Source organism: Enterobacter hormaechei subsp. xiangfangensis, assembly GCF_001729785.1.
Taxonomy (GTDB): Bacteria; Pseudomonadota; Gammaproteobacteria; order Enterobacterales; family Enterobacteriaceae; genus Enterobacter; species Enterobacter hormaechei_C.
Genome location: NZ_CP017183.1, coordinates 2,892,311 through 2,906,773, shown reverse-complemented (window position 1 = coordinate 2,906,773; position 14,463 = coordinate 2,892,311). Strand labels below are relative to the sequence as shown.

The following is a 14,463-nucleotide window of genomic DNA, read 5'->3' as shown; positions in this document are numbered from 1 at the left end:
ACTATTTTTGCAATATTTGTTTTCATAAACTTCATAATTTCCACACATTTATTGACATTATCTTCACAATTTTATGCGCACCCGTACCGAGAATCTCACTGACGTTGTGGCCCCGAAAGCTAACTGGTCCCTGGCACTGGGCGCCGGTTTATTAGGTATTGGACAAAACGGTTTGCTGGTCATGCTGCCGCAGCTGGTCTCCCTGACCGGATTGTCGCTCTCCGTCTGGGCCGGGCTGTTGATGTTCGGCTCGATGCTCTTTTTACCCGCATCGCCCTGGTGGGGACGCCAGAGCGAGCGGCACGGCTGTAAGATCGTTATGCTGGCCTCGCTGGGCGGCTACCTGGCGAGCTTCGTCGTGATGGCGCTGGTAGTCTGGGCGATGGCGAACGGCGCGCTGAATGCCCTCTGGGGAATGGCGGGCCTGGTTCTGTCGCGCATGCTGTACGGCCTGACGGTATCAGGGCTGGTGCCTGCGGCCCAGACGTGGGCCATTCAACGCGCGGGGTTGGATAAAAGGATGGCGGCGCTGGCGACGATAAGCTCTGGCCTGAGCTGCGGGCGTCTGCTGGGACCGCCTCTTGCCGCGCTGATGCTCGGCGTCAGCCCGGTCGCACCGCTCTGGCTGATGGCGCTGGCGCCGTTGATCGCGCTGCTGCTGGTGCTGCGCGAAGCCGCCGATCCCCCGCTGCCGCCGGTGGCGCACCAGTCGACGCGGTTACAGGCCTCCATGCTGCCTTTCCTGGTGCTGGCGCTGCTGCTGGCAGCGCTGGTCAGCCTGATGCAGCTTGGCTTATCGCCGCATCTTCATCCGTTATTCAATGGCGATGTCGTGCAAATCAGCCATCATGTCGCGCTATTGCTGAGTCTGGCCGCCCTGGCGACCCTGGCGGCGCAGTTTCTGGTGGTACGCCCGCAGCATTTTACCCCGAGAGTTTTACTCTTAATTGCCGCAGTGCTGATGGTGGCGGGTCTTGGGCTGATGTCTCTCGCCAGTTTAGCCCTGTTCTATGTGGGCATTGTCATCACTTCGCTGGGGGCCGCCATGGCAACGCCGGGATACCAGCTTTTGCTCAACGATCGGCTGACGACGGGCAAAGGCGCAGGGGTGATCGCCACCAGCCATACGCTGGGCTACGGGGCCAGCGCGCTGCTGGTACCCGTGGTGACGCGCTTTTACGGTGAGCAGTTTTTGATTACTGCCGCATGGGGAATGGCGCTGCTGTTTCTCGCGGTGAGCGTGTGGGTACGATCGACCGATCGTACCCCTTAAACATTAGTGGAACGGATGAGAGGATGTGCTGGCTGCGTCCTCACTTTGCCGCAGACGCTGGAGTGGATCCTGCTGATAAAACTGGCAAAAACGCTGCCATAGCGCCGGGAAGCGCGGGGCAAAAAGCTCAGGTGCGCTAAAGAAATACTCGGACAGCACCGCAAAGCACTCGGCGGGATCGGTCGCGGCGTAGGCATCAATGCTGGCCGCGCTTTCACCCACCAGGTCGATCTCATCCTGAATGTTTTCCATCGCCGCGTGCAGGTCGTGCTCCCATCCCGCGACTTCACGCAGCGGGATCAGCGGCACGCCGCTGGCGCGATCGCCGTTACGGGTATCCAGCTTATGCGCCACTTCGTGAATGATCAGGTTGAAGCCCGAGGCATCGAACGAGTCTTGAATATCCAGCCAGTTGAGGATGATTGGCCCTTGCTGCCAGCTCTGCCCGGACTGCACCATACGCTGGTTGTGCACGAGCCCGATGTCATCCTCCCACTCATCATCGACGATGAACGGCGCCGGGTAGATCAGCACTTCGTGGAAGCCATCCAGCCATTCGATACCCAGCTCCAGCACCGGCAAGCAGAAGAGCAGGGCGATGCGCGAATTTTTAAGCGGATCCAGTTCGAAGCCCTGTAGCGGTACCAGCCGTTTTTGCTGTAAAAAACGCTCGGCCAGCTGAATCAGCTTTGATTGCTCTTCAGGCAAGAGATTCGCCAGCACGGGGATCGCCAGAGCCTCATCCCAGGGGAGCGCCATATTTCGACCAGCGTCGTTCGTTTTCCAGGGCCACTTAATCATCGCTTTGCTCGTTACTCGCACGTGAACAAAATGGAAAGGTCAGGGGCTGTTAGCATGCCAACATACTCTGTTAAGCAGTATGACACTCCTCATCGGCTGCATGCAGAGTGGCGGCCTGTTTAAGAGGAATCCAGCCCGCATAAACTATCACTATGTGCCGTCATGTTGATAGCGCTTTAGGGGTATCCCCTTCATTTTGTGAAGTATGTCGTGCGCGGCTATGATAAATCTCTTCTTACCCTACCGTGCTTAAGGATCCCGTCAGTATGCCCGTCAATTTTGACCTCAACGATCTCTATGCCTTCCGCGCTTTACTGGAATACGGCAATTTCCGTCTTGCGGCAGAATCTATCTGCCTTTCCCAGTCGGCGTTGAGTCGCAGAATTGAAAAGCTGGAGGCGGCACTGGGGACAAAACTGTTCGACAGAACCACCCGGCGCGTCACGCTGACCCTGTATGGACAGACCTTTGCCGACCGGTGCGGGCAACTGCTTGCTGACGTGGAGTCCATGCTTTCGGATATCGATAAGGCCAGCGAAGAGCGCACGGGGCTGATCACCGTGGCGACGGTGCCGTCAGCCGCCTGTTACTTTATGCCGGATGTGATCCGCCGCTTTCAGTCCCGTTACCCCCGCGTGCGCATAAAACTGATCGACAGCAGCGCCGGAAATGTTATCGAGGCCGTCACCCGCGGACAGGCGGATTTTGGTATCTGCTTTGCCCGGAGTTTGCAGCCCGACATCGAGTTTGTCCCGCTGGTGGAGGATGTCTACGTGGCCGCCTGCCGACGCGACAGCCCGCTTGCAAAAAGAAAAAGCCTGACGTGGCAGGCTTTTTATCAGCAGGATTATATCGGTCTGGATAAGACCTCCGGCAACCGCAATCTTCTCGACCAGCGGGTCGGGCATATTCGGCCTGAGCGCCCCAGCATCTGCGAAACGCGGCACGTGACGACCATGCTGGGGATGGTTGAAGCCGGGATCGGCATTGCGGCCGTTCCCGCCATGTCAATGCCCCGCGCAGAGCATTCGCTGCTGACGTCGGTACCTTTAACCGAGCCTGAAGTCAGGCGAACCGTGGGGCTGATCCGCCGCCGCGGTCGGATCCAGTCCTATATTGCTGCCGAACTCGAAACGCTGATTACCGAGCAGTATCGCGAGGTGCATTGACGGGCGTTAAGCCCGTTGCCGTAATGACGCTGGCGGCCTGTGGCGAAGAGAGAAAGGCCAGCAGCGCTTTTCCCTGTTCGGGATGGTCAGCCTTCTGCGTTACGGCTCCGGCGAAACGGGTAATGTACTGAATGTCGTCAGGCAACTTACCGACAAACGTCACCCCCGGGACCGGCAGAAGCTCGCTCACCTGCTGAAAGCCGAGGTCGTATTTCCCTTTTGCCACTTCAGACGCCACCGGGATACGCTCAACCCGGTGCGCTTTATCGTGGACCTGGCCGTCTATGCCCAGCTTACGGAACAGCTGGCTCTCAACATACCGGCCGCTGGCGCTGTCGGAATAAGCCATGGAATGCGCCTTCAGCAGCGTTTGCCGCAGGGCAGGCACCGTACTGATATCCGGCACCGGCGCGCCCGCTTTGACGACCATCCCGACGGGCGAATCCGCCAGCTCCACGCGGGAGCCCGCCGCCGTCCTGCGATCCTGTTCCAGTTTCGCTAGCGCATCGCCCACCATAATCACCACGTCCGCTTTTTCGCCCCGGGCGAGCCGGGCCGGAATGGCCTGCGGCGTTTTGCCCATCGACGGGCCGGAGATCACAATGAGCCTGTCGCCGCTTTGCGCTTCGTACTGCGGCGTCAGCTTCTCCAGCGCCGCTTTGAAGCCGCCAGAAATCATCACCGTCACATCCTGCGCAAGCGCGCCCGCGCTGAGGGTGGCGAAGGTCAGGGCGGCAATCACCGTTCTGAATGTAAGCATGAGGGATCACTCCTTAACGGCAGTTTGCAGGATTAACGTGCGACGACGATAGAGATAGAGCGTTGCCAGCAGGGCGCAAACGGCGGCAAAGCTCATCCAGTAGCCCGGGGAGGCTTTGTCGCCGGTGTACTCAATTAAGGCGGTCGAAATCACCGGCGTGAAACCGCCAAAGACCGCCGTTGCCAGGCTGTAAGCCAGCGAGAAGCCCGCCACGCGCACCTCTGCTGGCATGATCTCAGTCAGGGCCGGGATCATCGCGCCGTTATACAGACCGTAGAGGAAAGAGAGCCACAGCAGCACGGTCAGCATCATTGAGAAGCTCGGAGCTGCCGCCAGCATCGTCAGCGCCGGATAGCTGGTTGCCAGCGCCAGCAGCGTCATGGCGATCAGCACCGGTTTACGCCCGAAGCGATCCGACAGCGCGCCGCCCACCGGCAGCCAGATGAAGTTGGACACCGCCACCAGCAGCGTGACCAGAAGACTGTCCGACGCGCTGAGCATCAGGACTTTTTTACCGAAGGTCGGCGCGTAAACGGTGATCAGGTAAAACGCGGTGGTGGTCATCGCCACCATCAGCATGCCCGCGACGACGACCGGCCAGTTGGCGAGCAGCGTTGTGAAGACCTGACGCATCGCCAGATGGTGGCGACGGGCGCTGAATTCCTCGGTCTCTTCGAGCTTGCGGCGCAGGAAAAAGATGAACGGCACAATCAGACAGCCAAACAGGAACGGAATACGCCACCCCCATTCGCGAATGGCACTCTCTTCCAGCACCACATTCAGCGCGAAGCCCATCGCCGCCGCGATCATAATGGCGACCTGCTGGCTACCTGACTGCCAGCTGGTATAGAAACCCTTGCGGCCCGGCGTGGCGATCTCCGCCAGATAAACCGAAACCCCGCCCAGCTCGGCACCTGCCGAAAAACCCTGCAACAGGCGGCCGGTCAGCACCAGCAGCGGTGCCCACAGGCCAATGCTCTGATAAGAAGGGATCAGCACAATCAGAAAGGTTCCGGCGGCCATAATCGACAGGGTGACGATCAGCCCTTTACGGCGGCCCACTTTATCAATGTAAGCCCCCAGCACAATGGCCCCGATCGGACGCATCAGGAAGCCCGCGCCAAAGACGGCGAAGGTCATCATCAGTGACGCAAATTCACTGCTTGCCGGGAAAAAAGTATGGGCGATGTAGGTGGCATAAAAGCCGAACAGAAAGAAGTCGAATTGCTCAAGAAAGTTGCCCGACGTGACGCGGAAAATCGCGCCCGCTTTCGCACGAACCGTTGCAGGTGAGGTTGAGGAAACCATGATTATCTCCAGTTTTATAGCGACGTTATGCTCGTCTGTTTCTGAAAACTGGATCAGGAAGTGGAAATTAATAAGCGCAAATAGCGCATAAACCGATGCGTGTGGTGCATTAATGACAATGCGTTGACCAGTATTTACATATTCAACAATAACTTAACATTTCGATGATCTTTTATTTACCACGTTTCGCTAAGTCGCTGATATATCAGTTTTGTGACACCGCGCAGATGAGAAGCCAGGCGGGGCCTGGCTTGGGATTATCAGCGCAGCGCGTTCGCAATCGCGCTAAACATCAGCGACGCTTCCAGCGGCTGGGCGCTGAATGACGGCTCTGCCTGCGGCCAGGTGGACCACTGGACGATAACCAGATTTTCTTTATGATTAACCATGATCATCTGCCCAAAAATACCCAGCGCCCACAGGGAATCCTTCAGCGAATTTTCGACTTTCGGCTCCACATTTGTGGCGGTGGCTGGCACTTCATTGTTCCACCACTGGTAGCCGTACAACCCCTTCGGATGCGCCTCGGACACCGATCCTTTGGCCTGTGTCCAGGCTGAGGACTGTTTCACCCAGCCCTCGGGGAGGATCTGCTTTCCGTCCGGCAGGGTACCGTTATGCAGGATAAACTCCCCGAAACGCCCCCAGTCTTCCAGCGTGGCGTTGAACCCATGCGCACCCACGTCGTGCTGGCCTTTGCTGTAGGCATGCCACACGCCGTCGCTCGCCATACCGTACGGCTGCCAGATGCTTTTCTCCAGATACGCCGCGAGCGTCATGCCGGTGGCGCGCTCAAGCACATCGCCTAACAGCCAGGCACCACCCGAGGAATAGGACCAGTTTTCGCCCGCCGGGTGTTCACGGTGTAACCCCTTCACCAGGGTGCGCACACAGTCGTAGGTGCCCGGTTTCGCTTCGCATTCGGTAAGCCGGGCGAAGTCAGATTGCGCGTTGGTGTAATCTTGAGTCCACGCCACGCCCGAGGTGTGGGTGATGAGCTGTTTCAGCGTTACGCCCTCCCAGGCGGTGCCTTTTAAATCCGGTTCGTATTGGGTGACAAGGTCGTCCAGGGAGTGGATTTTCCCTTCTTTAATCGCAACACCCACCAGCGCGGAGACCACGGATTTGCCCACGGAACGCGACGTCCAGAGCGTAGAGTCGGTATTGCCTTCTCCCAGATATTTATAGGCCACTTTGCCATTTTTCAGCACCAGCATGCCGCTGACGTTCTGGCGTTTCAGGTAATCCTGAAGATTGTAAATCTTACCCTTCACCTGATAGCGGGCATCGGTGAGCGGTTTTTCTGCGGGCAGCAGTGGCGTAGCGTTGCCGTGGCGGAACACATCGCCCGCGTAGTTGCGGTAGTCATTGCGAAAGCCCACCACGCGATCGGCCTGGCTCCAGGTGAGCATGGTATGTGCGTCCGGGAGTCTGGCATCGAAAGGCGCCGGACAGGTCGTGAGGTCGGTACCGTTGCAGGCCGCCATGACGGCGGGCGAGAGCAGGCTGCTGATAACCAGCGCCGCGAGCAGTGTGCGGTTTGTTTTGATTTTCATATTTATCTCGTTTGGCTCAGGAAGGACTTCAGTTTAAGAACCTGAGGCCTATAATAAAAAACGCGTTATGGGGGAAAATCCCCCGGAAAAATCGCGTGGAGAATGACGTGGCATCACTGATCTATTCCTTTGCCCAGCTTGAGGCGTTCACCGCCGTCGCTGAGCACGGCAGCCTGATGAAGGCGGCCAGTAAACTCGGCAAAGATCGTACAACCCTGCGGGATCTGATCGATTTCCTTGAGGATGGGCTGGGCTACGCGCTGTTCCTGCGGGAGGGGCGTAGCCTGCGCCTGACGCCGGAGGGGGAGCAGCTTCAGCGGCAGGCGCACCTGCTGATGCGGCAGGTCAAAGCGTTTGAGGCGTTTGCCCGTACGGTGCCGGACAGCGCGACGCAGGACATTGCCCTCGTTTACGATCCGTTCACCCCCAGAGCCTTTTTGCAGGCGCTGATCGCTACGCTGGCGACGAAAAAGATCCGCCTGAGCCTGACCAGCGCATCGCGCGATGAGGCGGAAGCCATGCTGGCGAACGGTCAGGCCGATCTGGGGATCTGCCAGGCGCGCAACCGCAGCGTGGGCAATGAGATGGAGTGGCGGGCGCTGGGGGCGATCGAAATGGATTTTTACGCCGCAACGGCGCTTTTTGCGGAGGTTGCGTCGCCGGTGTCGCTGCTCGATCTCTCTCTGGTTCCACAGGTGGTTATGCATGCCGCGTCAGACGAGCCGGTTGCCCGTCGCCTGCAAATTTCAGGGCACACGCTTTTCACTAACGAACTGGAGATGCTGCGCGGCCTGCTGGAGCAGGGCTGCGGCTGGGGATTTTTGCCGACCCATCTTCACGCAACGCAGTGGAAAAACGTAAAAAGGCTGCCCACCGAAGTGGGCAGCCAGGGGATAAGCCAGACGATGGTCACCATCTGGAAGCCGGGCAGCGACAAGCGCGGGTTGATCAACGATACGCTCTCGCAGCTTCCGGCGTTATGGAAACGCTCAGCGCTGTAAGCACCCTTTGCACTGTTTATTCTGGATCTGCTGAAAGAAGTCGTTGCCTTTGTCATCCACCAGGATAAACGCCGGGAAGTTCTCCACTTCAATTTTCCAGATGGCTTCCATTCCCAGTTCAGGATAGGCCACGCACTCCAGACTCTTGATGCTGTTTTGCGCCAGTACCGCCGCCGGGCCGCCAATGCTGCCGAGGTAGAAGCCGCCGTGCTTATGGCAGGCGTCGGTGACCTGCTGGCTGCGGTTACCTTTGGCCAGCATGATCATGCTCGCACCGTTGGATTGCAGTAAGTCTACGTAGGAGTCCATACGCCCGGCGGTGGTCGGGCCTAAGGAGCCAGACGCGTAACCTTCTGGCGTTTTCGCCGGGCCTGCATAGTAAATCGGGTGATCTTTAACGTACTGCGGCAGTTCTTCCCCGTTGTCGAGCAGCTCTTTCAGCTTCGCATGGGCGATGTCGCGCGCCACAATAATGGTGCCGTTCAGCGACAGGCGGGTGGAGACAGGGTGCGCGGAAAGCTGCGCCAGAATGTCGGGCATCGGCTTGTTCAGATCAATGCTTACCACGTCGCCTTCTCCCTGCTGGCGCAGGGATTCAGGAATATACTGGCCCGGATTGTGCTCCAGCTTCTCAATCCAGATCCCCTCGCGGTTAATCTTCGCCTTGATGTTGCGGTCAGCGGAGCAGGAGACGCCCATGCCGATCGGGCAGGAGGCGCCGTGGCGCGGCAGACGGATTACGCGAATATCGTGCGCGAAGTATTTCCCGCCAAACTGCGCGCCCAGGCCGAGGTTTTGCGCTTCCTGAAGCAGTTCCTGCTCGAGCTGGACGTCGCGGAACGCCTGGCCGTGCGCGTTGCCTTCGGTTGGCAGGCCATCGTAGTAGCGCGCAGAGGCGAGCTTGACGGTTTTCAGCGTGGCTTCCGCAGAGGTGCCGCCGATAACGAAGGCGATATGGTAAGGCGGGCAGGCCGCGGTGCCCAGGGTCCGCATCTTCTCAACCAGATAATTTTTCAGCTTCGCCGGGGTGATCAGCGCTTTGGTTTCCTGATACAGATAAGTTTTGTTGGCGGAACCGCCGCCTTTCGCCATGCACAGGAATTTATACTCGTCACCATCAACGCTGTAGAGGTCGATCTGCGCGGGCAGGTTGGTGCCGGTATTCACCTCTTTATACATATCCAGCGCCGCGTTCTGCGAGTAGCGCAGGTTGTCTTCAATATAGGTGTTATACACGCCCTGACTCAGCGCCGCTTCGTCGCCGCCGCCGGTCCAGACGCGCTGGCCTTTCTTACCCATAATGATTGCCGTACCGGTATCCTGACAGGTGGGCAGCACGCCTTTCGCCGCAATTTCGGAGTTGCGCAGGAATTGCAGGGCAACGTACTTATCGTTCTGGCTGGCTTCCGGATCGTTAAGAATGGCGGCAACCTGCTTCTGATGAGACGGACGCAGCATAAACGCGGCGTCGTGGAAAGCCTGCTGCGCCAGCAGGGTCAGGGCTTCCGGCTCCACTTTCAGCACTTCCTGACCGTCGAACTCGGCAACGGAGACATGCTCTTTGGTCAGCAGATAGTATTCGGTGTCGTCATGCGCGAGAGGGAAGGGGTTCTGGTAAATAAAGGGTTTGTTTGACATAGCTTGCTCCACAAAAATAAAACCGCCGGAGGATATGTCCGGCGGTCAGGAATCAGAACATCATGGACATCCACGGGTAACCAATCAGCAGCAGGGCCGCCAGGAAGATGGCACCGAAGATGGTGCCGAGGCGCCAGTAGTCTTTGGTTGGCAGGTAACCGCTACCGTAGTAAATCGGACTTGGACCCGTACCGTAGGGGGTAATGATCCCCATCACGCCCAGTGAGGTCACCATCAGCAGGACGAACACTTCCATATTCATGCCCGGAATGGTGGAGGCGATGGTCAGCATCGCCGGCAGCAGCGCCGTGGTGTGCGCGGTGGTGCTGGCAAACAGGTAGTGCAGCAGGTAGAACGCCAGCAGCAGGACGATGGTCGCCACGCCCGGAGAGATACCGCTCATCAGCAGGCCGCCTTCTTTACCCAGCCAGCTGATAAAGCCGGTGGAGGAGAGGCCGTCCGCCAGCGCCACCAGGGTGGCGAACCACACGAAGGTGTTCCAGGCGGCTTTGTTGCCGGTGATGTCGTTCCACTCCAGTACGCCGGTCCACAGCATCAGGCCGACGATGAGCAGGGCAGCCATCGCGGGCTCAATCCATGCGGCTGCGAAGATCCACATCAGCAGCGCACAGCACACGAACACCAGCAGCAGGATCTCATTGCGCGACAGTTTGCCCAGTTTTTCCAGTTCACGGGTCGCCCACAACGGTACTTCGTTGTTTACCTTCACTTCCGGCGGGTAGAACCAGTAAGCCAGCAGCGGCATGGTCAGGATCAGCAGAATACCCAGCGGCAGGAAGGCGAGGAACCAGGTCCCCCAGGAGATATCAATTCCGACCGTGCTTTTTACCAGCGCCAGCGCCAGCAGGTTAGGTGCCAGAGCGGAAAGGAACATCGAGCTGGTGATACAGGCCGCGGTAATTGCCACCCACATCAGATACGAACCGATTTTGCGCGCGCTTGGGTCGTTGGGTTTTGAACCGTACAGCGGCGGCAGGTTGGCGATGATCGGGTAGATGGTCCCACCGCTGCGCGCGGTATTGGACGGGGTAAACGGGGCCAGCAGCAGGTCTGCGAAGGTAATGGCGTAACCGAGCGTCAGGCTGCGACGGCCCAGATATTTCACCAGTATCAGCGCCAGGCGGCGGCCGAAGCGGGTTTTGTCGTAGCCCGCAGCAAACATAAAGGCACCGAAGATCAGCCACACGGTGGAGTTACCAAACCCGCTGACCGCCCATTTAAAGGAGGCGCCCGCCAGCTTGAATTTTGGGTCAGCCAGCTGTTCCGGGCTAAAGAGCACCCACTGGCTGCACAGCGCAATCGCCACGACGCCGGTAAGACCGATCACGGCGCCCGGCAGCGGTTCGAAAATTAACCCGACGATGACGCCGACAAAGATGGCGAAGTAGTGCCACGCATAAGGCGGCAGCCCGTCCGGAACGGGAACAAACAACAGCAGGACGGCAACAATGACGGGCAGGGCCATCATCAGCAGGCGTTTTGCTGTTCCATTTGATGCCAGATTCGCCGCAGGAGGCGTTACAGCAGTTTTTGTTTTCATAGTTTCACGTCTTAAGTTGTCAAAAATTCGTCGTACATCGAAAACACAAATTCGATTGCTTTATTCGTTTTGCTTTTTTTAGTTATTTAAGGTGCGTTTTTGTGTTTTCAGTAATAGCGATTTAACGCATTTTTGTTTGCGCCAAATAAAAAATGATGATGTTTTTATATTGCTCTTTTGAATGCCATAACTATTGATCACGATCAAAAAAACGGAACTGAATGGCTATTTTTATATTTTTTATAATAACCACTCTGAGTAGTGTGGTTATTCGCTGATTTTACGCATTTTATGTATCAAAACTATAACATTTAAATTTTGGTGCTTTTGCTTGTTGTTGTTTTATTTGGTTTTTTGATAGTTGTGGTGTATTGGTTTGACCTTTTGTGATTTAACTTTTTTTAAATTATTGTGAACGAGTGAAACATTCCCGCTAACACCAATGTGTTATTAATGTTATCGAAGGGATTAAATAGTTTATTAACTAACGTAATGGCTTTAGAAACTAAAAAAAGCTTTATATTACTATCATGACATCGGCAAAAGACACGAAATAAAAAAATCATCCCGATAACGAATTCTTAATTTTTTAAAGTTTGGAGTTTCAATTATGAGCACTAACGAACGTATTTTAAGCCCCTTCACATTACCGAATGGTACTGAACTGAAAAACCGTTTGTTAATGGCCCCGATGACAACCTGTACCGGTTATTACGATGGCACCGTGACCAGCGAGCTGGTGGAGTACTACCGCGCCCGCGCGGGCAGCATCGGCACCATCATCGTTGAGTGCTGTTTTGTTGACGATCTCGGCCTGGCGTTCCCGGGCGCAATTGGCATTGATAACGACGAGAAAATCGCCGGGCTGGCAAAAATCGCTGACGCCATCAAGTCAAAAGGCTCCAAAGCCCTGCTGCAAATCTACCACGGCGGCCGTATGGTCGACCCAAAACTGATCGGCGGTCGCACGCCGGTTGGCCCAAGCGCCGTTGCCGCGCCGCGTGACGGTGCCGCCACGCCGGTTGCCCTGACCGCGGAAGAGGTGGAAGGCATGATCGGCAAGTTTGGCGAAGCCGTGCGCCGCGCAATTCAGGCCGGGTTCGACGGCGTCGAAATCCACGGGGCGAATACCTATCTGATCCAGCAGTTCTTCTCCCCGAACTCCAACCAGCGCGACGACGAGTGGGGCGGCAGCCGCGAAAACCGCGCGAAATTCCCGCTGGCGGTGCTGGACATTACCCACAAGATGGTGCGCCAGTACGCGGACGACGCGTTTATCATTGGCTACCGTTTCTCTCCGGAAGAGCTGGAAGTCCCGGGCATTCGCTTCGAAGATACCCTGTATCTGCTGGAAAAACTGGCCGCGCGCGGGGTGGATTATCTCCACTTTTCCCTTGGCGCCGCCCTGCGTCCTTCTATCGTCGATACTCAGGACCCGACGCCACTTATCGAAAAATACTGCGCCATGCGCTCAGACACGCTGGCTCAGGTACCGGTGATGGGCGTTGGCGGCGTGGTGAATGCCACGGATGTGAATGAAGCGCTGGCTCACGGTTACGACCTGATTGCCGTTGGTCGTGCCACCATCGCCTATCCGGACTGGACCGATCGCATCGCGGCGGGCGAAAGCCTGGAGCTGTTTATGGACAGTACCCGACGCGAAGAACTGAGCATCCCGGAACCGCTGTGGCGCTTCTCGCTGGTGGAAGCGATGATCCGCGACATGAGCATGGGCGAATCTAAATTCAAACCGGGCACCTTTATTGAAAAAGTGCAGGACGATGCTAACGAACTGGTGATTAACGTCAGCCTCGAAACCGATCGTATTGCCGATATCGAACTGGCCTCCGGCCCGAGTGAAGACGTCGAGTTTGTCACCAGCTTCGAAGAGATCCGTACCCGAATTCTTGATGCCAACACTCCGCACGTGGATGCTATCACCGGCGCAACCAGCCAGAGCGAGGCGGTGAAAAAAGCGGTCTCGAAGGCGATGCTGAAATCCAGCAAAGCGCTGGCAGCGGAAGAGGGCGCTGACCCGAATGAGACTAAAAGCGTGGATGTTGTAGTGGTCGGCAGCGGCGGCGCCGGTCTTGCGGCGGCGATTCAGGCGCATGACGAAGGCGCGAGCGTGCTGATCGTCGAGAAAATGCCAACCATCGGCGGGAACACCATTAAAGCCTCGGCCGGGATGAACGCGGCGGAGACCCGCTTCCAGCGCGTGAAGGGTATTCAGGACAGCAAAGAGCTGTTCTACCAGGAAAGCCTGAAAGGCGGTGGCAACAAGAACAACCCTGAACTGCTGCGTCGCTTTGTCGAGAACGCGCCGCAGGCCATCGAATGGCTGGCCACGCGCGGCATTATGCTGAACGACATTACAACCACCGGCGGGATGAGCATCGACCGTACGCACCGTCCTAAAGACGGTTCCGCAGTGGGCGGGTATCTGATCAGCGGCCTGGTGCGTAACGTCAACAAGCGCAACATCGAGGTGATGCTGGATACCTCCGTGAGCGACATCATCTTCGAAAACGGCGAAGTGACCGGCGTGCGTCTGACCACCGAAGAGAACGAAACCCTCACCGTGGCAACCAAAAGCGTGATTGTCGCAACGGGTGGCTTCAGCGCCAACAGCCAGATGGTGGTGAAATACCGTCCGGATCTGGCAGGGTTCGTTACCACTAACCACAAAGGGGCGACCGGGGGCGGTATCGCGCTGCTGGAGCGTATCGGTGCAGGCACAGTGGATATGGGCGAAATTCAGATCCACCCAACCGTTGAGCAGAAAACGTCGTATCTGATTTCCGAATCCATCCGCGGCGGCGGGGCGATTCTGGTAAACCAGCAGGGCAACCGTTTCTTTAACGAAATGGAGACCCGCGATAAAGTCTCGGCGTCAATCATCGCGCTGCCGGAGAAATACGCTTACATCGTCTTTGACGAGCATGTTCGCGTCAAAAATAAAGCCGCGGATGAGTACATCGCGAAAGGGTTTGTTACCAGCGCCAGCTCGCCAAAAGCCCTGGCGGAAGCGCTGGGGATGGATCACCACCAGTTCCTGGCAACGCTGGAACGCTACAACGTCTTTGTGGAGAAACAGCACGATGACGACTTTGGACGTACCACCGCGCTGCGTGCGCCAATCAACGAAGGGCCGTTCTACGCCATTCAGATTGCACCAGGGGTTCACCACACCATGGGCGGCGTGACCATCAATACCGATACCTGCGTGCTGGACAGCAACCACAACGTATTGCCGGGAGCGTTTGCTGCGGGTGAGGTTGTCGGGGGCATCCACGGCGGTAACCGCATCGGCGGTAATGCGGTGGCAGATATCATTATTTTTGGTACGCTTGCAGGACATCAGGCGGCTATGCGTTCGAAAACACGGTAAGGCTC

10 protein-coding genes are annotated in these 14,463 nt (G+C 57.3%); 4 read left to right on the top strand and 6 right to left on the bottom strand.

What is annotated here, in order from left to right; translation table 11 throughout:
• The first annotated feature begins 73 nt into the window (after nt 1-73).
• The gene (locus BFV63_RS14000) at nt 74-1,273 is read left to right on the top strand and encodes an MFS transporter (RefSeq protein ID WP_045350299.1); all 1,200 of its coding nucleotides are present in this window, start codon (nt 74-76) and stop codon (nt 1,271-1,273) included.
• Between the two features lie 3 nt (nt 1,274-1,276).
• Here BFV63_RS14000 and mtfA read toward each other — a convergent pair whose 3' ends face one another.
• Nucleotides 1,277-2,074, bottom strand: coding sequence for a DgsA anti-repressor MtfA (mtfA, locus tag BFV63_RS13995; RefSeq protein ID WP_003859539.1), 798 nt, complete (start codon nt 2,072-2,074; stop codon nt 1,277-1,279).
• A 266-nt stretch (nt 2,075-2,340) separates the two neighbouring features.
• Between mtfA and psrA the strand changes: the two genes are divergently transcribed.
• A complete protein-coding gene (gene psrA, locus BFV63_RS13990; protein ID WP_003859540.1) occupies nt 2,341-3,243 on the top strand; it encodes an L-proline-binding transcription factor PsrA in 903 nt (300 codons plus the stop codon).
• Here the strand turns inward: psrA and BFV63_RS13985 are convergent.
• The 3 genes from BFV63_RS13985 to BFV63_RS13975 form a co-directional block, all read right to left on the bottom strand.
• The gene (locus BFV63_RS13985) at nt 3,215-4,003 is read right to left on the bottom strand and encodes a substrate-binding domain-containing protein (protein WP_045350300.1); all 789 of its coding nucleotides are present in this window, start codon (nt 4,001-4,003) and stop codon (nt 3,215-3,217) included. The two genes, psrA and BFV63_RS13985, sit on opposite strands and share 29 nt — an antisense overlap.
• A 6-nt stretch (nt 4,004-4,009) precedes the next feature.
• Nucleotides 4,010-5,311, bottom strand: coding sequence for an MFS transporter (gene tcuC, locus BFV63_RS13980; protein WP_003859542.1), 1,302 nt, complete (start codon nt 5,309-5,311; stop codon nt 4,010-4,012).
• A gap of 260 nt (nt 5,312-5,571) precedes the next feature.
• Complete coding sequence (locus tag BFV63_RS13975; RefSeq protein ID WP_069597553.1) at nt 5,572-6,867, bottom strand: serine hydrolase domain-containing protein; 1,296 nt, start codon at nt 6,865-6,867, stop codon at nt 5,572-5,574.
• 95 nt (nt 6,868-6,962) lie between these two features.
• Between BFV63_RS13975 and BFV63_RS13970 the strand changes: the two genes are divergently transcribed.
• Nucleotides 6,963-7,868 carry a LysR family transcriptional regulator gene (locus BFV63_RS13970; protein WP_032609605.1) on the top strand — a complete coding sequence of 302 codons (906 nt, stop codon included), beginning with the start codon at nt 6,963-6,965 and terminating at the stop codon, nt 7,866-7,868.
• On the opposite strand, the gene fumA is transcribed toward BFV63_RS13970, so the two are convergent.
• Nucleotides 7,857-9,506, bottom strand: a complete 1,650-nt coding sequence (fumA, locus tag BFV63_RS13965) for a class I fumarate hydratase FumA (protein ID WP_048240521.1) — start codon at nt 9,504-9,506, stop codon at nt 7,857-7,859. The genes BFV63_RS13970 and fumA overlap by 12 nt on opposite strands.
• A 52-nt stretch (nt 9,507-9,558) precedes the next feature.
• Nucleotides 9,559-11,067: an anion permease gene (locus BFV63_RS13960; protein WP_003859551.1), complete on the bottom strand. Its 1,509-nt coding sequence runs from the start codon at nt 11,065-11,067 to the stop codon at nt 9,559-9,561.
• A gap of 610 nt (nt 11,068-11,677) precedes the next feature.
• Between BFV63_RS13960 and BFV63_RS13955 the strand changes: the two genes are divergently transcribed.
• The gene (locus BFV63_RS13955; protein ID WP_069597552.1) at nt 11,678-14,458 is read left to right on the top strand and encodes a flavocytochrome c; all 2,781 of its coding nucleotides are present in this window, start codon (nt 11,678-11,680) and stop codon (nt 14,456-14,458) included.
• Nucleotides 14,459-14,463 lie beyond the last annotated feature (5 nt).